General features: G+C 49.0%; 23 protein-coding genes. 8 read left to right on the plus strand and 15 right to left on the minus strand.

The window, feature by feature from the left end; all coding sequences use genetic code 11:
• Nucleotides 1–38: 38 nt before the first annotated feature.
• Genes Q9R23_RS12750 through nikA form a run of 5 tightly spaced genes read right to left on the minus strand, consistent with a single transcriptional unit; the run spans nucleotide 39 to nucleotide 5,042 of the window.
• Nucleotides 39–836, minus strand: a complete 798-nt coding sequence (locus Q9R23_RS12750) for an ATP-binding cassette domain-containing protein (protein WP_311247207.1) — start codon at nucleotides 834–836, stop codon at nucleotides 39–41.
• On the minus strand, nucleotides 833–1,639 hold the full coding sequence (locus Q9R23_RS12755; RefSeq protein WP_396136372.1) for an ABC transporter ATP-binding protein: 807 nt from the start codon (nucleotides 1,637–1,639) through the stop codon (nucleotides 833–835). Before Q9R23_RS12755 ends, Q9R23_RS12750 begins: the two co-directional genes overlap by 4 nt.
• Nucleotides 1,636–2,481, minus strand: a complete 846-nt coding sequence (gene nikC / locus Q9R23_RS12760) for a nickel ABC transporter permease subunit NikC (protein ID WP_396136373.1) — start codon at nucleotides 2,479–2,481, stop codon at nucleotides 1,636–1,638. The genes Q9R23_RS12755 and nikC overlap by 4 nt, the downstream gene beginning before the upstream one ends.
• Nucleotides 2,478–3,419, minus strand: coding sequence for a nickel ABC transporter permease (nikB, locus tag Q9R23_RS12765; protein WP_311247208.1), 942 nt, complete (start codon nucleotides 3,417–3,419; stop codon nucleotides 2,478–2,480). Before nikB ends, nikC begins: the two co-directional genes overlap by 4 nt.
• 12 nt (nucleotides 3,420–3,431) lie before the next feature.
• Nucleotides 3,432–5,042: a nickel ABC transporter substrate-binding protein gene (gene nikA / locus Q9R23_RS12770; RefSeq protein ID WP_311247209.1), complete on the minus strand. Its 1,611-nt coding sequence runs from the start codon at nucleotides 5,040–5,042 to the stop codon at nucleotides 3,432–3,434.
• A gap of 255 nt (nucleotides 5,043–5,297) precedes the next feature.
• On the opposite strand from nikA, the gene Q9R23_RS12775 reads away from it, so the two are divergent.
• Complete coding sequence (locus Q9R23_RS12775) at nucleotides 5,298–5,855, plus strand: hypothetical protein (RefSeq protein WP_311247210.1); 558 nt, start codon at nucleotides 5,298–5,300, stop codon at nucleotides 5,853–5,855.
• Between the two features lie 55 nt (nucleotides 5,856–5,910).
• Here the strand turns inward: Q9R23_RS12775 and Q9R23_RS12780 are convergent, their stop codons facing one another.
• Nucleotides 5,911–6,867 (minus strand): sensor domain-containing diguanylate cyclase, encoded by a 957-nt coding sequence (locus Q9R23_RS12780; RefSeq protein ID WP_311247211.1) that lies wholly within the window; start codon nucleotides 6,865–6,867, stop codon nucleotides 5,911–5,913.
• A gap of 386 nt (nucleotides 6,868–7,253) precedes the next feature.
• Here Q9R23_RS12780 and Q9R23_RS12785 point away from each other — a divergent pair, with 386 nt between their 5' ends.
• The 6 genes from Q9R23_RS12785 (at nucleotide 7,254) to Q9R23_RS12810 (ending at nucleotide 12,652) form a co-directional block, all read left to right on the plus strand.
• Nucleotides 7,254–8,246, plus strand: a complete 993-nt coding sequence (locus tag Q9R23_RS12785) for a siderophore ABC transporter substrate-binding protein (protein WP_050677096.1) — start codon at nucleotides 7,254–7,256, stop codon at nucleotides 8,244–8,246.
• Nucleotides 8,247–8,266: 20 nt separating this feature from the next.
• Complete coding sequence (locus Q9R23_RS12790; RefSeq protein ID WP_214855993.1) at nucleotides 8,267–9,262, plus strand: ABC transporter permease; 996 nt, start codon at nucleotides 8,267–8,269, stop codon at nucleotides 9,260–9,262.
• The gene (locus tag Q9R23_RS12795; RefSeq protein WP_311247212.1) at nucleotides 9,259–10,323 is read left to right on the plus strand and encodes an iron chelate uptake ABC transporter family permease subunit; all 1,065 of its coding nucleotides are present in this window, start codon (nucleotides 9,259–9,261) and stop codon (nucleotides 10,321–10,323) included. The genes Q9R23_RS12790 and Q9R23_RS12795 overlap by 4 nt, the downstream gene beginning before the upstream one ends.
• A complete protein-coding gene (locus tag Q9R23_RS12800) occupies nucleotides 10,320–11,072 on the plus strand; it encodes an iron ABC transporter ATP-binding protein (protein WP_058705311.1) in 753 nt (250 codons plus the stop codon). Before Q9R23_RS12795 ends, Q9R23_RS12800 begins: the two co-directional genes overlap by 4 nt.
• A gap of 28 nt (nucleotides 11,073–11,100) precedes the next feature.
• Nucleotides 11,101–11,796, plus strand: coding sequence for an FAD-dependent oxidoreductase (locus Q9R23_RS12805; RefSeq protein ID WP_214855795.1), 696 nt, complete (start codon nucleotides 11,101–11,103; stop codon nucleotides 11,794–11,796).
• 124 nt (nucleotides 11,797–11,920) lie between these two features.
• Nucleotides 11,921–12,652: an HAD family hydrolase gene (locus Q9R23_RS12810; RefSeq protein ID WP_311247213.1), complete on the plus strand. Its 732-nt coding sequence runs from the start codon at nucleotides 11,921–11,923 to the stop codon at nucleotides 12,650–12,652.
• Nucleotides 12,653–12,735: 83 nt separating this feature from the next.
• Here the strand turns inward: Q9R23_RS12810 and Q9R23_RS12815 are convergent, their stop codons facing one another.
• Complete coding sequence (locus Q9R23_RS12815) at nucleotides 12,736–13,002, minus strand: hypothetical protein (protein WP_290784667.1); 267 nt, start codon at nucleotides 13,000–13,002, stop codon at nucleotides 12,736–12,738.
• A gap of 164 nt (nucleotides 13,003–13,166) precedes the next feature.
• On the opposite strand from Q9R23_RS12815, the gene Q9R23_RS12820 reads away from it, so the two are divergent.
• Entirely contained in the window at nucleotides 13,167–14,273 is a 1,107-nt protein-coding gene (locus tag Q9R23_RS12820) for a citrate synthase/methylcitrate synthase (RefSeq protein WP_311247214.1), read from the plus strand.
• A 283-nt stretch (nucleotides 14,274–14,556) separates the two neighbouring features.
• Here the strand turns inward: Q9R23_RS12820 and Q9R23_RS12825 are convergent, their stop codons facing one another.
• The 8 genes from Q9R23_RS12825 to Q9R23_RS12860 all read right to left on the minus strand — a co-directional run bounded on the left by Q9R23_RS12825 (nucleotide 14,557) and on the right by Q9R23_RS12860 (nucleotide 22,198).
• Nucleotides 14,557–15,114: a DUF1349 domain-containing protein gene (locus tag Q9R23_RS12825; RefSeq protein ID WP_311247215.1), complete on the minus strand. Its 558-nt coding sequence runs from the start codon at nucleotides 15,112–15,114 to the stop codon at nucleotides 14,557–14,559.
• Nucleotides 15,115–15,217: 103 nt separating this feature from the next.
• On the minus strand, nucleotides 15,218–15,745 hold the full coding sequence (locus Q9R23_RS12830) for a general stress protein (RefSeq protein WP_311247216.1): 528 nt from the start codon (nucleotides 15,743–15,745) through the stop codon (nucleotides 15,218–15,220).
• Nucleotides 15,742–16,788 carry a DUF871 domain-containing protein gene (locus Q9R23_RS12835; protein WP_311247217.1) on the minus strand — a complete coding sequence of 349 codons (1,047 nt, stop codon included), beginning with the start codon at nucleotides 16,786–16,788 and terminating at the stop codon, nucleotides 15,742–15,744. The genes Q9R23_RS12830 and Q9R23_RS12835 overlap by 4 nt, the downstream gene beginning before the upstream one ends.
• A gap of 82 nt (nucleotides 16,789–16,870) precedes the next feature.
• The gene (locus tag Q9R23_RS12840) at nucleotides 16,871–18,244 is read right to left on the minus strand and encodes a PTS transporter subunit EIIC (protein ID WP_214855779.1); all 1,374 of its coding nucleotides are present in this window, start codon (nucleotides 18,242–18,244) and stop codon (nucleotides 16,871–16,873) included.
• Nucleotides 18,245–18,256: 12 nt separating this feature from the next.
• The gene (gene murQ, locus Q9R23_RS12845; RefSeq protein WP_311247248.1) at nucleotides 18,257–19,141 is read right to left on the minus strand and encodes an N-acetylmuramic acid 6-phosphate etherase; all 885 of its coding nucleotides are present in this window, start codon (nucleotides 19,139–19,141) and stop codon (nucleotides 18,257–18,259) included.
• A gap of 119 nt (nucleotides 19,142–19,260) precedes the next feature.
• A complete protein-coding gene (gene lysS, locus Q9R23_RS12850; RefSeq protein ID WP_311247218.1) occupies nucleotides 19,261–20,814 on the minus strand; it encodes a lysine--tRNA ligase in 1,554 nt (517 codons plus the stop codon).
• A 428-nt stretch (nucleotides 20,815–21,242) separates the two neighbouring features.
• The gene (locus Q9R23_RS12855; protein ID WP_311247219.1) at nucleotides 21,243–21,617 is read right to left on the minus strand and encodes a hypothetical protein; all 375 of its coding nucleotides are present in this window, start codon (nucleotides 21,615–21,617) and stop codon (nucleotides 21,243–21,245) included.
• Between the two features lie 23 nt (nucleotides 21,618–21,640).
• On the minus strand, nucleotides 21,641–22,198 hold the full coding sequence (locus tag Q9R23_RS12860) for an SMI1/KNR4 family protein (RefSeq protein ID WP_311247220.1): 558 nt from the start codon (nucleotides 22,196–22,198) through the stop codon (nucleotides 21,641–21,643).
• Nucleotides 22,199–22,265 lie beyond the last annotated feature (67 nt).

Below are 22,265 nucleotides of genomic sequence, written 5' to 3' on the forward strand. Positions count from 1 at the left end.
TACAACAAAAAAGGATAACGGAAGCGTTCAGCAGTCCATTATCCTTTAGTTGGTTGTGTCTTTCGAATCGTTCGTTGTCTTGGGTGCATGGCAAGCTTCGCTTGACGCATCCGTTCAACGGCAGGATCCGTCGCAGCATCGAACGCCGCTAGACTCGGGTAATGACCGACAAGGCGTCCCTGCTCCAAAATTGCAAAGCTGTCACAGAGTTGCTCGGCAGCTTTAATGTCATGGGTGATGAAGACATATGTTAAGCCGTGTTTTCGCTTTAAATCAGCTAGCAAAGCGAGAATCAATCGTTTATTGACCATGTCGAGACTACTGACCGCTTCGTCTAAAACGATCAGGCGTGGTTCGGCAGCAATCGCTCGCGCAATTGCGATCCGCTGGAGTTGCCCGCCACTGAACTGCGCCGGATATTTCGTCAAATCCGTCGCCTTGAGCCCGACTTGTTCGATTAACGTCATCAAGCGGTGTTGCCGTGCTTCGCCCTCTAAACGAATGAAGTTATCAAGCGGTTCGGCGATGATATCGGCAGCCGTCAGCTTCGGATTGACCGCAGCGAAGGAATCCTGAAAGACGACTTGGACGTCACCTTGAAATGGTCGTTTTGTCGCGTGGCGATCGACACCATTGAACCAAATCGTTCCGGTCGTTGGGCGTTCAAGTCCGAGCAATAGTCGTCCGAGCGTGCTTTTCCCGGCACCACTCGACCCGAGCAATCCGAGACAGCGTCCCGCTCCAAGCGTCAATGAGACATCGTGTAAGACGGTCTTTGCTGGTTGAAACCGGCGTTTATAGACGTGTGAGACTTGATCGATCTGCAAGAGACTCATCCGAACGCCTCCCTTCCGATATGCTGTGCAAGAAGTGACTGTGTATACGGATGCTGCGGTCGATCAAACAATTCAAAAACATCTGCTTGCTCAACGATCCGTCCTTGCTGCATGACGAGGACATCGTCTGCAAGTTCAGCGATCACACCGAGATCGTGCGAGATGAGTAACATCGCCGTTCCGTAAGTCGCCCGCATCCGTTCAAGTAACTCAAGAACCGTCTTTTGATTGAAGACGTCGAGCGCCGTCGTCGGTTCGTCGGCAATTAAGACGCTTGGGCGCAGGGCGACGGCTAAGGCGATCATGATCCGTTGCAACATCCCGCCACTCAGCTCGAACGGATAAGCCTTGAGCAACCGGGCGGCATCCGTTAGATTAACTTCTTCGAGTGCCGTCATCGCTTGCTGTTTCGCTTCACGTTTTGAACAACGTGAATGGGTCTGAATCGTCTCGATCATCTGGTGCCCGATCGAATAGACCGGTGTGAAGGCACTCATCGGATTTTGCATGATGAATGCGATCTCACCGCCCCGAATCGATCGAACAGCGCGTTCCGATAAGGAAAGGATTGATTTTCCGTTCAGTTGGATATCACCGGTCACGTCTGTCGTTTGCGGATTAAGCAGACGCATCAACGCAAGACTCGTCACTGTCTTCCCGCAACCACTTTCTCCGACGAGACCGAGGATTTGACCTGGTTGAATCGAGAACGATACCTTTTCAATCAATGTCATCTGTTGTTTCGTACGGACGGTCAGACCGTCGACAGCTAAGATCGGTTCGATACGGGCACCTCCTCTCATTTCATCGTTTTTGACACACCGAATCGTTCTGCTAACTGTTCTCCTACTAGATTAAAGCTAATGATGATGAGCATGATCGCGAGTCCTGGATAAATCATCAACTCCGGATTCGTCCGGATGTACGATTTTCCTTCATGAATCATCGCGCCCCACTCGGCTGTCGGTGACTGGACACCAAGCCCGAGGAACGACATCGCCGAGATATCCATGATCGCCCAGCCCATCTCAAGAGTCCCAATGACGAGTAGCGGCGGTAAGATGTTCGGCAGGATGTGCGTCCGAATGATCTTCCATGAAGATGAACCGTTGACGCGAGCAGCCGCGATGAACGCTTCCGTCTTCAACGTCATGACCATTCCGCGGAACATCCGCGCGTAATAAACCCACTGGACGAGCATCAAGGCGATGATGACCTGCTTGAGACCCGGACCAAAGATACCGACGAGACCGAGGACGAGAATCAGACTCGGAAATGCCATCACACCGTCACACAGACGCATCAAGAGTTGGTCGACCCAACCGCCACGATAGCCGGCTAGTGTTCCGACGAACAGTCCGATCGCAAGTGAGGCGATGAAAATCAACACGGCGCAACCGAGTGAGATCCGCGCGCCGTAAATCAAGCGCGACAAGAGGCAGCGTCCGAGCTGGTCGGTTCCGAGTGGATAGGCTGACGAAGGTCCATGAAGCTTTTGCGTCAAGTCGACGAGATTCGGATCATGTGGGGCAATCCACGGTGCAAACAACGCAACGCCTGCCATGCCAATCAAGACGAGGGCACATAGATGAAGTAGCGGTGTGTATCGCGACCGGATCATCGTTGCTGGAAGTGGAGTATTCATACTGCTCCTCCTTTTTTCGCTAGTCGTGGATCGAGTACGGCTTGAATGATATCGACGAGCAAACTGCTGCCGATGAAGACGAGTGCCGCGAGAAAGACGTAGCCTTGGATGACCGGCATATCCCGATCAAAGATTGCTTCGATGAAGTAGCGACCGAAGCCGGGCCACGAGAAAACGGTCTCGACGATGATCGTTCCCGTCAGCAACTTCCCGAGGTTCATCCCAAGACCCGTGATCATCGGCGGAATCGCCATCCGAAGGACGTGTTTGCCAAGAATTCGTCCTTCCTTTAATCCACGTGTACGCGCAAACAAGACATATGGTTCATTCAATGCTTCAATCACACTTCCGCGTAGCAAGCGTGTATACAGGGCAATCAATGGAAACGAGAGTGTCAATGCCGGTAAAATCAAGTGCATCACACTTCCTGTCCCGCCGACCGGAAACCAATCAAGCTTTACGGCAAAGAAGAAGATGAACAGATACCCGAGCCAAAACGACGGGATCGAAGCCCCGATGAAGGCGATTCCCCGACTCAGATGGTCAAAGAAGCCATTTTTCTTAATGCCGGCAAGGAACCCGAGTGGAATACTGATGACAAGCGCCAGCAACAGACTCGTCAAAGCCAGTTCGACTGTCGGTGGTAAACGTAACAAGACATCTTCAAGGACCGGTTTACCCGATAGATACGATGTTCCGAAATCAAGCTGCGCCAAGCGGATGACGGCATCGATATATTGTTTATAAAACGGTTGATCGAGTCCGAATTCTGCTCGTTTGGCAGCGAGCAGTTCATCCGTCGGTTGGATATGAGCAGCGGACAGATAGGCCTGTGCCGGATCAACCGGTGACAAATGAATCAACCCAGTCAGAATCAAGACCGCCAGTAACAAAATCGGGATGACGGATAATATGCGTTTGACGAGGAAGACCCCCATGTCATCCCTCCTTTAGTTGATGCCGATACGCGCGAATGGACTCTCGTCTCGGTTCGCAGGGAACTGGAAGTTCGTCACGTCCGACTGATAGATTGCCATCTTCTTCAAGTACGAGATTGGAATTAACGCACCTTGATCTTGGAGTGATGGCAGAATGTCGGCGTACATCTTCTGACGTTTCGTCTCGTCCGTCGTCTTCAAGACATCTTTGATCTCTTGCAACAGTTGTTCTTTATTCGGATAAGACGAAATCGCTTCTTTGAAGCCGAAGCCATCCGTATCAATCAGGTTCACGAACGTATGCGGATCATACGGTGCACCGAAGTTGCTGTAGAAGTTGATGTCAAATCGGTTGTCCTTGAAGCGCTGGACTTGATCCGGTAATTCGACGGCTTCCGTCTTCAGCTCGACGCCGATTTTCGACCATTCCGACTGCAACGTTTCGGCCATCGCCTTTTGGACCTGCTCGGCCGCATCATACATCATCCCGATTTGCAGCGGTTGACCGTCCTTGACGCGGACCTTCTCACCTTTCGGCAGTTTCCAGCCTGCTTCGTCAAGAAGACGATTTGCTTCCTTCACGTCATAATCCCGTTGCTTCACTTTCAAGTTCGATGTGTACGGCATGTTCGGTGGCAAAAGGTAATCAGCCGGTGCTTCTAATCCCGACGTGATCCCTTCAACGAGGGCGGCTTTATCGAACCCGTGCTGTAACGCCTGGCGGACGCGTTCGTCAGACAGACGCTTATTTTTCGTATTCAAGACGAGGAGACGCGTCGCGACTGGTTCGGACATCTCTGTCTTGTAGGATTTATCCGTCTTTAACTGATTGAAGGCATCGATGCTGATCGCCCCTTCCCCGTAAATCAGATCAACCTGTCCTTTTTCGAGTGCTAAGACACGTGTCTCCGCATCCGGGATGATGTCGACCTTGATGTGATCGATGTTCGGTTTTGGACCCCAGTAGTTCTTGTTGACCTTAAACGTCGCATACTGATCCGGTTTGTATTCGTCGAGCATCCATGGACCTGTTCCGACTTCTTTTTTGACACCCTTCGACGTATCACCGTTTTCCGGGAATCCCGCTTCTCCGAGGAAACGGACCGGGCGGACAACCGCGAGCTCTTGAATCGTCGGGTAGTACGCTTCGGATAATGTCAGGCGGAACGTCTTCGCATCGACAGCTTCTGTCTTCTCGATTTTCGTGATGAAACCAAGCCAGCTATGTAAGGCTTTTTGTTTAAGGATCGAGTCAAAGTTCTTTTTGACGATTGCTGCGTCGAACGTCGAACCGTCCGAGAACTTGACGCCGTCACGGAGCGTGAACGTATACGTTTTTCCGTCTTCAGAAATCTTCCAAGACGAGGCTAAGTATGGCTCGAGCTTTCCACCTTCTCCGTAGTGGACGAGTGGCTCATAGATCATCGACTGTGCGAACAGTTGTGATGGGTTGTAGACGTGCGGGTTCATCGTTCCGACGTCGCGTGGCCACGCGAGCGTCAATGTATCTTTATCTTTTCGCTCTCCTGTCGACTCGCCCGGGTTCGAACAGCCGATCAATAATGATGTCAAAGACAGGATCGAGACAGTAGAAATCAGTAATTTTTTACGGTTAACGTTCATGGTAGGCAGAACTCCCAACTTGTATTGATAATCATTTTCAATTGTAAGAGGGAAAGGTAAGGATTGTCAATGGATAATCCAGATGTTAGCTAGACCTAAAGACGCTTTTTGACAGGATTTCCACGCATAACTGAGTAACATTCTGTGTACGCTTCTTTTTTGTTAATAATTGTAATCAGCTGTGTTAAGCGGTATCCTAGTTTGGATGCTGCGTTTCTTGTTTAACGAAATCATTTGCACGGAAAGGATGATAGGATGTCACGACTGGTTTCCTCCGTCTCGCTTGTGTTGCTCAGTCTGCTCTTAGTGCTCCCTTTACTGATGATCGATGGACTGATTTTCTACGTCGGAGATGTGTCCTACGATTCGTTCGTTGGTTGTCTGGTGTTTCTCGTATGTTTCTATCTCGCTAGCCTGGTCGTCAGCGTCGTCTTTGACGGGATGATGCGTGCGCTTGGCGGACTGTTTAAGCGTCGTTTCTCGAACATACTGTTTGCTGTCGTGAACGGTTCCGTCAGTTTGAGCGTCTTACTTTGGATGGACCTCTACGTTGCGTCGATCACGATTTCTCTCGCGACAAAAGTCGTGCTCGTATCTGTACATACGGTATTGTTTTACCTGATTCATCAATCGAGCGACTCCACTGTTAAAGTTTCCGAAGTCACCGAACCACATGATCCAGTCGTCAAGGAAGCCATCCGCTTATTAGAAGATGTCGATCCCGTGACATGCGTCGAGACGTTATGTCTCAAATACCCTGACCTTCCGAAAAAGGACATCATTCGGATCGTCTATCGTCTTCATGGCAACTAAAAAGACCTGATCGTTTCTGAAGAGATTCAGAAGCGTCAGGTCTTTTGATATTCGTTCATTTCTTCGCCATCTCATAGAACTGATACGTATTTTTCCCTGACGACTTAGCGGCATATAGCGCAATATCCGCCTGCTGTAACAAGGCTTGCAACTCTGGACGAAACGCGGTGTCATACATCACGATTCCGATACTCGTCGACACGCGGTAATCCGTTTCCCACTCACTTAACGCAGTGACGATCCGCTCTGCGAGTCGTTCCCACCCTTCCCTTGAATCCGAATGACCGAAATGGAGGATGAATTCATCACCGCCTAACCGCACGGCCATCGCATCATCTTGTTCGCGGACGAACTTTCGCAAGCGTTGTGCGACTTCTTGCAGGACGATGTCCCCCGTCTCGTGTCCATAGACGTCATTGACCTGCTTAAAGCCATCGAGATCAAGGAAGAAGACGGCCCCTGTCTGCCCGGGATGATCCTCGAACTGCTTCGTTAAGTACCGTCGATTATGCAGTCCTGTCAACGCGTCCTTCCAAGCATGACGTTCGAGCTCCAAGTAGTACAAGAAGAGTCGGACGATGCGTTGCAATAACTGGATGTTCTTTTGGTCATACAAGCTAACCCGATTATTGATCGCACATAATGTGCCGAACGTCTCTCCGCTCGTCAAGACGATTGGAATACCTAGATAGGACCGGACGTGAGCCTCCTCCAAACCTTTTCGCCAGTCGCCGAGTTGTTCCGCGTTCGGAATATCTTCGAGCACGACCGGCTGTCTCGTCTCGAAATCAATCAGCTTACATAACGATTGGTTCAGTTCAATCTGCATGCCTTCGACCATCGGGATATCTGCTTTATCGTTCGTGATCTTCAACATCCGTTGTTGTCCTGCTTCGATCGCTGATAAATACAGCATCTGGTCCGGTAAGATCTCTTTTGCGAAATCGAGAACATCATCTGCCAATTCATCAAAATTTTGATACATCTTCAAGTCTTCAAATGGTTGATTCATAGAGCACCTCAATTCGAAGTCATTCTCTGCAATTTCTCTGATTTGAAAAACAAAAACGTTACATTTATTACCACTTTCTCTTTTGACTGTCGCTTAAACCTGTTTTCGTCAAAAGCGTCAAATATTCCTACTTCCATGACTAAATGAGAAAGATTATCATTTTTTTATTTTCGTATAGTTTATAGAAGGTAAAAATTCGGACAGCCATTTGGCTGGAAATGAGCGTTGCATCTTCTAAAATCGTCTGCTATCATTCTCGGTGAATATGACAATGATAATCATTATCACTTATTGAGAACAGATTAATCACGTAGGTATACATAATCCATCTGCTACTCAATCCGTGATCCATGTTTATCAAATTGAACAAGAGGAGCTGAATCATCATGGGGAAATGGAAAACACCACTCGTCGTGAGTTCGCTTGCTGTCTTACTAGCAGCATGCGGGAACGCAGGAGAAGCAGACACGAAGAAGGACGCAGAAGCACCGAAGACAGTCAAAATCAAGGATGCACACGGAACAGTCAACGTCCCGGTCGATCCGAAAAAAGTCGTCGCACTCGACAACCGAACGTTCGAGACGCTTGCTGCATGGGACGTCGAACTCGCAGCAGCACCAGTCGGACTGCTCCCGGCTGAATCACCATACGCAAAAGACAAGGATATCGTCGATGTCGGCATGCACTTCGAACCGAACCTCGAAGCGATTGCTGGTGTTAATCCAGACGTCGTCATCGTCGGCCAGCGTTTCGCCGATCATTACGAAGACATCAAAAAACTCGTCCCGAACGCCGCTGTCATCGATCTTGATATCGCTTTACCGGAAGACTCCGGTACACCAGGTGAGTTACTCGTCAAAGGACTTGAAGATACGACTGAGACACTCGGACAAATCTTCGATAAAAAACAAGAAGCTGACCAGCTCGTGACAACGCTTGAGCAATCGATCAAAGACGTTAAAAAATCGTATAACGGACAGGACAGCGTCATGTCGGTCATCGTCTCAGGCGGCGATATCGGATTCTCGGCTCCGATGAGTGGACGTGTCTTCGGACCGATGTATGATCTGTTCGATTGGAAACCAGCCCTCGAAGTCAAACAAAAATCGGGCAACGACCAAGGTGATGAAGTCTCGGTCGAAGCGATTGCTCAAAGTAACCCGGACTGGTTACTCGTCCTTGACCGCGACGCACCACTTGGAAACGCTGAAGGTGCCGTACCGGCGCAAGATGTCATTGACCGTGCGCCTGCCCTGCAGAAAACAAAAGCAATCAAAGACGACAACATCGTTTACGCACCAAAAGACACGTACTTGAATGAATCGATTCAGACGTACTCTGAATTCTTCACTGACATCGCGAAAGCGCTCGAGAAGTAATGGCACACGCACAGCAACAAATGAATGGAAGAGTTGAGCCACCCGCTCGACCTTCCTTTTCTGTCGTTTGGACGAAGCCGTTCGTCTTGACCTTATGTCTCGTCTTAGCGCTCGCAGCGGCTTCCCTCTTCACGGGCGTCTACGAACTACGGAGTGCAGCGAACGATTTCGATATGTTCTGGATCACACGTGTTCCGCGGACACTCGCCTTGATGCTGACGGGTGCTGCGATGGCAATGGCTGGACTCGTCATGCAACTGATCACGCAAAATCGGCTCGTTGAACCGACGACGACGGGAACGATCGAGTGGGCGGGACTCGGACTGTTAGCCGTTTACTTACTCGTTCCGGCACCGTCCTTGATGATGCGGATGACCGGAGCCATCGTGTTTGCGTTCATCGGGACGATGGTCTTCTTCTGGTTTCTCCGTTCGGTCCGACTGCGTTCATCGTTGATCGTCCCGATCATCGGTCTGATGCTCGGAGCCGTCATCTCCGCGATATCGACGTTTCTCGGGTTGTTTTTCCGTGCCAGCCAAGCGATCGAAGGCTGGTTCGTCGGTTCGTTTGCGTCCGTCCAAATCGGTCGCTACGAATACCTCTGGATCATCATCGGTGTCACGGTCTGTATCTTCTTTCTCGCGAGTCGCTTGACGCTCGTTGGACTCGGAGAGGACGTCGCGACGAGCCTTGGCGTCAACTACAATCGACTGATGCTGATCGCGACTGGGCTGATCGCTCTATCCGTCGGTGTCGTCGCGACCGTCATCGGCAACCTACCCTTCCTCGGCTTGATCGTTCCGAACATCGTCTCGATGTTTCGCGGTGACGATCTCCGTAGTAATCTGCCGTGGGTCTGTCTGATCGGGATGGCAACGATTTTAATCAGTGATCTGATTTCACGCACGATCATCCGTCCGTTTGAACTGCCGGTCTCCTTGATTCTCGGAACGGTCGGGGCAGCCGTCTTCATCATCATTCTGTTACGTCGACGGAAGACTGGAGGTGTCAGATGAGTACCGCGATTAGACAACAGAAACATACACGAATTCAACCGAGCGTTACACGTGAAACCAATCGCCGGGCGTCTGCGTTTCAGTCGAAACGACTCGAGCGCCGCTACTGGATTCTCCTCATCCTGTTCCTCAGTGGCGGAGTGCTCAGTACGATCGGTCTCTTGCTCTACAATAATCCGGTTCCGTTTGATTCTCCGTCCTTTTGGCCGGTCGTCGAACGCCGGATCACGGCAGTCATCACGATGGCGATCGCAGCAATTTGTCAAAGTCTTGCGACCGTCGCCTTTCATTCGGTCACGAGCAACCGAATCATCACACCATCCCTGCTTGGTTTTGATGCTCTCTACTCGACGATCCAGACATCGATGATCTTCTTCTTCGGTGCGGGAGCACTCGTCGGCTTTACCGGCACGAGCGCTTTTTTGACACAGGTCGCGATCATGCTCGCGATGAGTCTCTTATTATACGGATGGCTCTTATCCGGAAAATACGCGAACCTGCAGCTGATGTTGCTCGTCGGAATCATTCTCGGCACGGGTCTCAACTCGCTGTCGTCATTCATGCGTAAGATGCTTGCACCGTCCGAATTCGATATCTTACAAGCACGATTATTCGGTTCGGTCACGAATGCCGACGCATCTTACTTCCCGATCGTCATTCCGGTCGTCCTCATCGTCGGTCTGTTGCTCTACTTCTCTTCAAGACGACTCAACGTCGTCGCACTCGGAAAAGAGGTCGCGACATCGTTCGGTGTCAATCATCGTGGCAGTGTCATCTACTTCTTGATTCTGATTTCACTCCTGATGTCGATGTCGACGGCATTGATTGGACCGTTGACGTTCTTCGGCTTTTTAGTGGCGACACTCAGTTATCAGGTCGCTGCGACGTATGATCACAAATACGTCTTCCCGATGGCATTCGCAATTGGTTTCTTCGTATTGACGACTGCTTATTTCTTCATGTATCACATTTTCAACACGCCAAGCGTCGTCTCTGTCATCATCGAACTGTTCGGCGGACTGATATTCCTTGTCGTGTTGCTTAGAAAGAGGTCCCTATGATATCACTTGAACAAGTTAAAAAATCGTATACGGATGATGTTAGAATTGGTCCAATCGACTTAACGATCCCAAAAGGTGGATTCACAGCGTTGATCGGTCCAAACGGTGCCGGTAAGTCGACGACGTTAATGATGATCGGTCGTTTGCTTGATCTTGATGCCGGGCAGATTGAAGTCGCCGGGATGGATGTGACGAGTAGCAAATCGAAAGACTTAGCGAAGATCATCACCATCCTGCGGCAGGAAAATCATTTCGTAACCCGGCTGACAGTCCGGCAGCTCGTCGGCTTCGGACGTTTCCCCTACTCAAAAGGTCGCTTGACGGCTGACGATGAGACGATCATCTCGAAATACATCGATTTTCTCGAGTTGACGTCGCTTGAGAACCGCTACCTCGACGAATTATCGGGCGGACAGCGGCAACGGGCATATGTCGCGATGGTACTCTGTCAGGAAACGGAATACATTCTACTCGACGAACCCCTCAATAACCTCGATATCGCCCGCTCGGTCCAGATGATGGGGTACCTGCGACACGTCGCCGATACGTTTGGACGGACGATCATCACCGTCTTACACGACATCAATTTTGCTGCGAAATATGCCGATCACATCTGTGCGATGAAGGACGGACAAATTGCCGCTTTCGGAACGGTCGCCGAAGTCATGGATGAAGCGCTGTTATCCGAGATCTTCGAGACCCATCTTGAGATCATCGAAGGTCCATACGGTCCGATTGCCGTCTATTGATACTTTATATAGAAATGAGGAATGAATGATGCAGATCGATTGGCTACCCCTAGAGCAGGTAACGCAAGAAGGCGAACACACCTATACGTTTCATTTGCAACGTCCGGATGGTTTCGTTTGGGAGGAAGGCGCCCATACGCATATGGCGCTAGAAGGGTTTAATGCAGGTGAAAAACCGAACCGTAGTCTGATTCGGCATATGTCGATCTCGACGCTCCCTCATGAAGAAACGATCGGCATCACGACGCGGATCAAACCGGAATGTTCCGTCTTTAAGGAGACACTTCGGCAGCTGAAACTAGGTGAGAAGATTGCTTTGTTTAAGACGCATTCGAACATTCCACTACGTCGGGAAAATCGTACGGTGTACTTACTGTCAGCCGGCGTTGGTCTGGCAACGTTTCGACCAATCATCCTGCAACATCAGGCTGATAGAAGTGGCATTCCGCACATGCACTCGTTGAACGTTGATTCTGCGCGAACTGAACTATTCAAAACTCAGCTTCCTTCGCATGATCAGTTTAGCCCCGCTTATGTCGAGAGTCGCGCTGCCTACTACGATGCTGTCAAAGCGATGACAGCGGACAAGGACGGTTTGTTCTATATCGTTGGTAGTGATGAATTTCTCCGTGACACGATTGACGTGTTGCAAGGCGCTAACATTCCAAAGTCTCAGATTATGATTGATAAACGTCAAGACCAATTAGATACGTTTTTTGTATAAGGTACCAATGATTAGACTTCAGCATTGACTGGAGTCTTTTTGTTTTTTCAAAATAAGGAATTGGTATGTTATCTGTAAATATTTGTTATGATAAGTGCATCAACTGACTTTTGGAGGGTTGCTTATGAATTTTGTATTTGATCTCGATGGAACAATCTGTTTTAAAGGAGAACCGATGTCTCAAGACATCGTACAGGCGCTTCATGCAGTCGAGGACGACGGGCACCGTGTGATTTTTGCTTCGGCACGTCCTATCCGTGACATGCTACCCGTCATTCATCCTTCATTCCACGATCATATCTTAATCGGCGGAAACGGATCGTTGGTCGCATCGGAACAAACAATCGTTCAATCAAAATCGTTCGACGATCGTGAGCTTTCTTTTATCACAGAATTACTCGACAAGCATAAAGCCACATATTTAATCGATAGTGACTGGAATTATACATATAACGGACCGCAAGACCATCCTATTCTGAACAATCTAGATCCGGGTAAGACGGCACAAAATGTTCCGCTAGCTCACCATGATCGAATCATAAAAATCCTCATTTTGAGTGCCAACAATCTGAAATCCTTAGAAAACGAGCTACTTCGAATGGATGTCGTTGTTCATTATCATGGATCGGAACAAGTATTGGATATCAGTCCAACCAGCATCAATAAACGGACTGCTTTACAAAGTCTTGGTATCGAGAGCGAGGGATACATTGCTTTCGGGAACGACGCGAACGATATCGAGCTATTCAAAGGAGCGCAGTATGCGGTCATGATCGGAAGCCATAAATCACTCCGTATTTACGCAGATCACACCATTGACTCCACCAGTCATTTAGAATCTCACATAGTCGAATAAATCAGGCATCTAAGCCAAAAATACGTCTATTCCACGTCGTATTCCTAAATAACGCCTGGTGAAATTTTCGGATCAATAGTTACTCATCCAAAGAGGAATACGATGGGTAAGAATAATCCGCTCATCAAGAGCATCCCTATTATGACAGCGATACTCGATTTGAAAACCGACAGCGTTTGTTCTTCTAGTGGCTTAAATCGTTTTACGGGAATGAGCATGGTCAATGAAGCAACGACTAATGCCATTGGCTCAAGAATCGTTCGGCTCACTGAAAAGAAAATATCGATCATTAAAAAGACATGTAATACAAAGAAAAATCCCAATAAGCGAATGATCATTTCTTTATTCATATGTACTCCTTCATGGTTACTATCTATTTGATTTGTTCATGAAACAGAATGCCCTCTAATTATAGCGCTTCACAGAATAATTTTGGAAACGCATTCAAATAACTGGTGATTTGGTATCGTTGTAAGTCATACTGACAGTAAATATTAGAAAAGGAGTGTTGAAGATGGAATACAAAAAAGGACTCGAGGGCATCATTGCCGCTGAAACACAAATCGGTTTAGTCGATGGAACATTAGGTCACCTTATCTATCGTGGACACTGGGCAAAGGAACTCGCATTATCCTATTCATTCGAAGAAGTGGCGTATTTCATCTGGAACGGTGCGTTCCCGACTGAAGCGGAACTGGTCACATTCAAGGAACAGATGACGAGCTACCGTGAACTTCCTTCTTATATTAAGACGATTCTCGATACATTGCCGAACGAGATGGATGTCATGAGTACGATGCGAACAGCAATCTCGGCACTCGGCACACCCGCTTTCGCTTGGCCACCGACAATTGATCAGGCGATGCACGTAACAGCACTCTTGCCATCGATCATCGCCTATAAATATCAAAAAAATCAAGGCGCTGACTTCATCGAACCGAATCCGGAACTCGATCACGTCGCGAATTACATCTATATGATTAAAGGACAATTACCAAGTGACGTCGAGATCAAAGCGCTGACGGCGTATCTGATTCTAACGATTGAACACGGTATGAATGCTTCGACGTTCGCTTCCCGTGTCGTCGTTTCGACGGAATCGGAAATAATTTCTGGCGTCTGTGCTGCGATTGGCTCCATGAAAGGACCGCTTCATGGTGGTGCCCCGTCAGAAGTCATTGAGATGATTAATGAGATCGGAACGATCGACAACATCGAACCGTGGATTCGGAACAAATTAGAAAAAGGCGAAAAATTGATGGGCTTTGGTCACCGCGTCTATAAAACACGCGATCCGCGTTCAGAAGCCTTGAAAGTCGTCTCAAAGGGTCTCGCACAAGAGAGCGATTGGTTCAACCTGATTACACAAATGGAGCAAACAGCGATCGATTTACTCGAGGAATACAAACCGGGTAGAAAACTGTATACGAATGTTGAATTCTTCGCGGCAGCCGTCTTAAAAGGACTTGACATTCCGAAAGAACTGTTCACACCGACGTTCACCTCTAGCCGTATCATCGGCTGGACGGCACACATCCTCGAACAATCGCAAGACAACCGGATCTTCAGACCTCAATCGTCATACACAGGACAGATGCCGGAACAAGCAGCTAAGTTTTGATTAGTCTCTAGTTACGATCAAAAAATGAAGCTGACTCAAAAAAAGAATGACGCGTCTTTTCACGCCCTTTCCTCAGGCGAGACACAAGCCAGTTTTCCTGCTCCGTTGAAGCAGGAAAGCGGGTCTTGTTCGTCTCTGACAGCGCATAAATGCGCTTTTCATGTAGGAGTGGCGCGAAACGCGTCATTCTTTTTGTTACGAGATAAGGATGGCAGATCATCATTCTGCCATCCTTATCTTTGTAGAGACTGACTTTTGAGTCAGCCCCATTTGCTATGGCGTTTTATTTAACGATAGTTTCTAATGAGAAATCTAGTGCTTCCACTTCACACCCTGCCGCTTCTACATCCGGACTACACGCATACGGTCCGATCTTCAAATCGGTCACGTCATGTAAGTGTGCGATCCGGAGTTGCTCTTTGTGCTCTCCTGTTACGTGATACAACGTAACATCTTGATTGAGATAGTGGAGTTCAAAGACAAGCGGTGCATCAAATAGTGTGTTGTCGACATCCCGACACGACCAGTCCGAGTACCCAAAGCTCGTCACGACGGCACCCAGATGTGATGGACCATCCGGAATGAACTCGGCCGAGACTTTCACCCAGTGATCGTCATTCACATAAAGTAAAATCCCCGCTTGATCATATGTAGCATTCGGTTTTAATTTCACTTCAATCCGGCATTTGAATTCTCCATTTGGAGCATCCTGCAACAACGCATGCCCCGTCTGACGATTAAACTGATAATGTGTGTTGCGCCAAAAATCCGTATCCGGATCCGTCATGAAGCGTAACGGTGTCTCTTCTTTAATACGCGACGGTTGATTGAGCCAATTCATCAACATATCCTCCTTTTTCTCAACGCCCTCTTAATTTCCGTAACTTTCGATAGCCACGAATGAGCATATCGAGCATACAATCCCTCCTATTTTCTATGAACCCTCAGACTACTTTACGAAGTCGTTGCATATCCTTATTCAATGCTGATCGTTTCAAACGTCTGTTCCGTATTAAGTATTGCACATCTGACCGGTTATCGTACATCAGTTGGATATGGAAATAATTGATATATTCAAGGATTGCGAAAATATATAGAAACAAGGTGATTCGTATTCCATACACCGGAAGCTCAGATTGAAAACGAATCCAGTCGATTCCGAACGCACACGCTGTCAGAACGATCAAATCCAGATTGATGACACGACAGTGACGTAATCGTCGGACGACCGGTTCTCGGGTAATTGACGTTCCTTCCTTCTTCAGACGCCTTGACTTGCTGTACCAATACCAAGCTCCTTGAATCAACAACAGCTCAAACAAAAACAGTGACATCCAAAAGGCACTGAGTTCAAATAACTGCAGTCGTGGAAAGACACGATTCCCAAACCAACTCAGCGGTAAAATCGTGACGACCGTGAACAATTCCCCTCGGTATAGATAGGCGAAGCGCTCGGCAACGATCTGCCTCATGGCGCCACCCAGTCAATCCGGAATTTACTTCCTGGACCAAGCTGTGCGATCAATGGTTGATCGGCCTCAACGACACGTCCGAGAACGTTGACTCGCTCATCCGCAGGTAGATTACGTTTCGTGATTTGAACCTCGCCCGCGTATCGCCCGTAGCGTTCATTATCAATCGTGATTGTGCCAAGCGGGCGGGCAGACCGATCTTGCGGTGTCAGATCAATCGTCGACGGACTCATCCGCGACTCGACGGAGCGAATGACATCCCGCGCCGGATCAAACCGATTCGTTTCCGTATCCCGTTGTGCTTGCTGTCCGTTCGCTACTGCCCGAAGTACGATGATTCCGTCTTGCTCTGCTTCGAATTGCCGAATCGTAGCCTCCGTCAACCGTGGATCGCCGACAAGGATTCGGTCGACAGTCGCTATTAAGTCCAAATAACTTGCGAACGGTGCCACTCCCCGATGGTCTTCAAGTGTCGGTAACGTCTCGAATAATGGTCCGCGAAGTGTTCCGTCACCCGGTATGAACGCTTGGACCCGTAATCCTTGCGCCTGTAACCAGGCGTTTTTTTCGTCAAACCACGTCCGGTCGAGTCCTGTTTCCGGTCGCGGATAAAAATTATGCCACGCTTCCGTGTGATCGATTCGCAGACCCTGTGCCTTCATCTCCGTCAATTCGTCTGCTGTTAACGTACTGGCATTGAGCGCGACCATCATTTGGTTCGATAACGTCGCGATTTGCTGCGGACTGATGCCGTAATCAAGACGGAGTCCTGTCACACCCCAGTCCGTTAACGTCGCTGCCGTCTCCCATGTCTTGCCGAGCGTCGCGAGCGACGCTGGTGCGATGTCCGCCACGAGTTCGAACCCGAGCTCACGTGCTAAATGACCGAGCGCTTGCAAGCGTTCGACGTACAGTGAAGAATCATCCTCGGGAATATGTAGCGATGTAAAGAGCGACGTAAAGCCGACAGCGCTCATCCGCTGTAGCCACTCGCTCGTCTCGTCTGTGATCGGTTCACTTAAATAGATTGATAATCCTTTCATACACTCACTCCTTCACTTCTCTACTTAGGGAAAAAGCAGCTGATCCCTTCTTTTTCAAAGGATTCAACTGCTTTTCAATACGTTAAATACCGTCTGCCATCTCTTCTTTGAAACCGAACCAGTATGTGAACAGGAATCCTGCCGCGTACGAGATGACGAGACCTCCGATGTACGTCAAGTACATTCCGTTGTCAATCAACGGTGTCAATGACAACCCGGATACGCCGACACCGAGTGCGGTCGTCTTCATCGTTGCTTGGAAGGCACCACCGACTGCTGCGCCGAGACATGCCGTTACGAACGGACGACCGAGTGGTAACGTAACACCGTATAACAACGGTTCACCGATTCCGAGGAATCCGACCGGAATCGCCCCTTTGATGATGTTACGCAGGCGCGGATTGCGCGTCTTGACGAAAATCGCCATTGCCGCCCCGACCTGACCCGCTCCTGCCATCGCAAGAATCGGTAAGAGTGGTGTGTTGCTAATCGTGTTCAAGAACTCGAGATGGATTGGTGTCAATCCATGGTGGAGACCGACCATGACGAGTGGTAAGAAGAAGCCAGCCAGCACGGCTCCGGCGAGTGGTCCACCGACCTCAAGCACGGCATTGATTGCTTTCATGATTCCGTCAGACAACAGTCCAGCAACCGGCATGATCGCATAGAGTGAGGCGAATCCGACGATCAGCACCGTCAACAGTGGCGTAAAGATGATATCGATCGATGCGAACATGAAGCGACGGATGTGCTTCTCAAGATAGGTCATCAGCCAAGCTGCGAAGATGACACCAAACAAGCCGCCCCTCCCCGCAACGAGCGGTTCCCCGTAAATCGTGATATCCGCAAGCACGGGGTTGAATAGAATCCCACCGGCAATTGCCCCGAGCACCGGCGTGCCGCCGAATTCCTTCGCCGTATTCCACCCGACGAGGATTGCGAGATATAAAAAGACCGTCCCACCGATCAGTAGTAAAATCTGCATCCATGTCTGTGTTTCATCGACACCCGCATTTTTTGCGAAGTTCGCACCACCGTTGATGATACCGGAAGCAACAAGACCCGGAATGAGCGGGATGAAGATGTTCCCGATTCGGCGCAAGAAGCGTTTGAACGGAGACTGTTGTTTTGCTTTTACTTTTTGCCGTTCTACGGCGGCTCGTTCTTCTGGCGTCAAGTTCGGATCAACGGACTCTTCTCCGATTGCGAGTCCCGTCTCGCGACTTAAGTGGTCTGCTACCCGATTGACCGTTCCCGGACCGACGACGATTTGTAACGTCTCGTCATCGATGACCCCCATGACCCCATCAATCCGCTTTAACGCATCGATATCTGCTTGCGTCGGATCCTTTAGCGATAAACGAACCCGCGTCATACAGTGCGCAAGCTGCCGGAGATTATCTTTTCCACCGACGTGCTCAAGAATCGCGTGTGCCAGCACTTCTTCCTTCTTCATCGTGTTTCCCCCTTAGAGTGCGTCTCGGACGAATCCGTTCGCTTGCTGTAATCGTTCGACCGCTTCCGTATACGAAACATTCGCGAGAATCATGACGATCGCCGTCTTGACGTGCCCGTGTGCTTCACTAAAGACACGCTCCGCCGTTACGGCATCGACTCCTGTCGCCTCACAAATCATCCGCTTCGCCCGGATCTCCAATTTTTCGTTCGTTGACTGGACGTCGACCATCAGGTTTTGATAGACCTTGCCGACACCGATCATCGCCGCTGTCGAAACCATGTTCAAGACGAGCTTTTGTGCCGTTCCAGCCTTTAGTCTTGTTGACCCCGTCAAGACTTCCGGACCTGTTTCGACTTCGATTGCATATCGTGCGTGCCCACTGATGACCGCATCCGTGTTGCAAGAAATCGCTGCCGTCACCGCTCCGACTTCCTTCGCATAATCAAGCCCGCCAATGACATACGGCGTCCGACCGCTTGCTGCGATCCCGATGACCGTATCACGCGCTTCTAGCTGGAGCGCTTTCAAATCGTCGACGGCAAGCGTCCGACTATCCTCTGCCCCCTCGACCGCCTTGATTAACGCGCGTTCGCCGCCAGCAATCAAACCGACGACCATATCTGGTGAGACCCCGAACGTCGGCACACATTCTGCCGCGTCAAGAATCCCGAGTCGTCCGCTCGTACCGGCACCGATGTAAATCAAGCGTCCTCCGTTTTTGAATGACGCAATGACGTGTTTGACGACTTCGGCGATGACGGGAATTTGTTCCCGAATGACCGTCGCGACCGTTTGATCCTCAGCGTTCATCACCCGTAAAACATCCTCGACTGTCATCTCATCGAGGTGCATCGTCTGTTCATTCCGACGTTCCGTTGCTAATTGATCTAACATCTGCTTCACCCTTTCTCTTCCCTCCCTTTATTATACAATTAAGAAATTTTAATTCAATATTATTTATTTAATTTTGAAATTAAATTTCTATATATAAAAATAAGGTTTTGTCCTTCATTTCAGGCTTGGTCCCTTGATTTCCTGCTTCTTGTAATTTCCTCATTCACAAAGTCCAGTAACGCAGACATTCGCTCCCGTCCAATCGTCGCGACAAGTAACGGGATGCGTGGTCCGTAGGATTGATTGATCGTCAGTTGATAGAGTAGCGTCGCATAGTGTTTCTGCAGGCGAAGTGTTTCCTTTTTTTCAGCTTGCCGTGTCAAACAGTAGAAGGCAGAGAGGATGTCTTCATCCGTTCGGAGAGCAACGACGAATCGTTGGATCCAGTCCTGTTCCGTTTCCGTTAGTTGCGCATGTAGTTCACGATTCGGAACAGTACTGATTTGAAGTTCCCGTTCCGGACACCACTGCGTAACGAAAGTACGGGCACGGTCAATCTGTTCAGGCGGAACGCTCGCGCAAAACACATTTTCAATTAAATCAGGGTCAAAACCAACCATCGGACCAATCATCGTCAACTGCGTAAACGAAACAAGATGAGCAGTTCCACGATGACTCCAACGCAGACTTTGCTGAATGTCTTCGGATTGACGCGATGAGTGTGCGACAAAACGCTCGAACTCACTGTAATTGCGTAACACATCTTCATCTAGCCCGATATGAAAGGCGTGATTCGGACGATGTTTCGCAAATAAGAACAGAAGAATGCTCGGTGGATAGACGGCGAGTAGATCTTGCGGAGTCAAGACACCACCGCTTGAACTCGACATTTTTTTCGACTCCCCTTTTAGACGAATGAATTCATACGGGAGATAGAGCGGTGCCGGCTGTTGGAAAATTTCTTGCGCAATCCGGGACGAAACCGTGTAACTTCCGTTTGCTGCTGAATGATCCTTTCCACCCGGCTCGAAATCGACGCCTTCATGTGCCCATCGCATCGCCCAGTCGACTTTCCAGTTCAATTTCATCCGATGTTCCGTCCGCATATCGACCGTTGCCATATGACCACATCGACAGCTGTAATGGTACGTGGCTTCAGCTTCATCGAATGCATCGATGGTAGTCGCGTCGGTTCCACAACCAGCACAATAGACGGTCGCCGGGTAAAACGCTGCTCGCTCAGCATCGGATCCTGCCGCTGTCTTATGGTCGATCAAGATGTCATAAATCGCGTGACGATGGCGAAACGCGTGGATGATTTGTTCGGCATAAGTGCCAGACGTATAGGCTTCATGTTGATAACGGTAGTCTGGTGTGATCTCGAACGCTGTCAGCATCGTTTCGAATTGCTGCTCAAAGTACGTCGCGTAACTCATGTCGGATTGATCCGGTGCCGGAACGGCGTTATAAGGCATCCCGATGTATCGAGTAAATGCTTGATCGACATCCGCGGGTACTTTGCGGAAGCGATCGTAATCGTCCCATGAAAACAAGAAGCGGACATCTTTGCCGAGGTCTTGCAGCGCACGCGCAACGAAGTACGTCGTGACGACTTCCCGAAAATTGCCGATATGAACGGGACCCGATGGACTGATCCCGGCAGCACAGACGTAAGTCTCTTTATCTGGCTGACGTTCGATGATGGTTCTTGCAGTGTGTTCTGCCCAATGCATGATGATTCCTCCAGTAGTAGACAAAAAGCTGATTTTCGCCCGTTAGTTGCCTAAAGGACGAGAATCAGCTTCCCGTGGTACCACCTTTGTTCGTCCGCCTGTCACCAGACGAACCTTCACATGTACAATCATACATGCTCTCGATAATGGGAGAACCCATCGTAGCATCATCCATATCGGAATCCGTACGAAGCTCGGAGGCTTTTTTCAGAGAGAAACCCGGTCATCCGCTCTCACCATCTCGGACTCGCTTGGCACCGTCAATTTCTTCCTACTCTTCTCGTCATCGCCTTGACTATGTAATTTTGATTAGCATACAGATTCATCCAGTTCATTGTCAATTCTTTTTTGAAAGATGAGTGGATACAAGATAAAGCTTTATTTTGAGTTTCGATGGTGAAAATCATCAAATCTGAACATTGATTGTATCATTCCCACCCTGGAAGTGGGCGTAGTGGTTCCTCAACAAAGGCACGATATCCATCGAAGCGCAGTCCTTGACGTTGCGGATTATGGTTACGAATCAACGGATCACCTGTCTCGTCCTCGTTCTGCCAAAACCAATGTTCCGTTTGAAAGACCATGATTGACGAATACTGGAATCGCTCTGCCATTAGATATTCTCGAATCGATTGCATCACTTTTTCAAAGCGCGAATCCGAGTCGTAGCTTGAACCAAGGCGTTCTTGTTCTTGTTTCCCTTCGAAAATCTTAACCGAGAAATACGCATCCCTTTTCGCAATCGGATACTCGATTTCAACGCGAACCGAGTCGACGAAGCGAATGGGTCGTGGTTTGCTCACTTCCTCTTCAGAATTGTGATTCTCTACATAATAAGCATCTGTTGCAATCGAGAAGTCCTTGAACTCCCAGAACATATCCCCTTGCGAAATGATCGCATATTCGAGGAATGTGCCGAAGTTCTGTCCAATCGGATCAGTCTCATCTGTCGACAACTCATGAAACATCCAGTGCATATAGGGTGTAAGTCATCTGTCTTCGCATCTTCCGTTTGAATCAAGACATAGCCTTCGTTCATTTCGCCAATCATCAAGAAATGATCATAGTCTTCATGGATCAGGTCGTACTCTTTAGCTTGGATTGTCATTTCAATGACTTTTTCAAGTGGATAGAGTTCGATGCCGAGACCTTGAATCATGAACAACTCCGCTCCGTCATGTAAACGAAGGAATGTCTTATATTCACTTGGTAACGTTAGCTTGAACTGTTTTTCAAATGACTGAATCGCCTGTTCCGTCACCGGATCATTTAAATTGAATTGAGCGACTCCTGTATCGTATCGCCGCTGAATGAAGGTCGACCCGTGATTGATTTTTTGTGATAAGACGTCAAGTACCGCTTCGATTTGGTTCATTTCTTTCATGGGTCCCATCCTTTTCATTTTCGTATTCGTGAATGATACGACTTCACCCTATACACCATACCATTTT

This window comes from Exiguobacterium sp. BRG2 (assembly GCF_031844245.1).
In the GTDB taxonomy this organism is placed as follows: Bacteria; Bacillota; Bacilli; order Exiguobacteriales; family Exiguobacteriaceae; genus Exiguobacterium_A.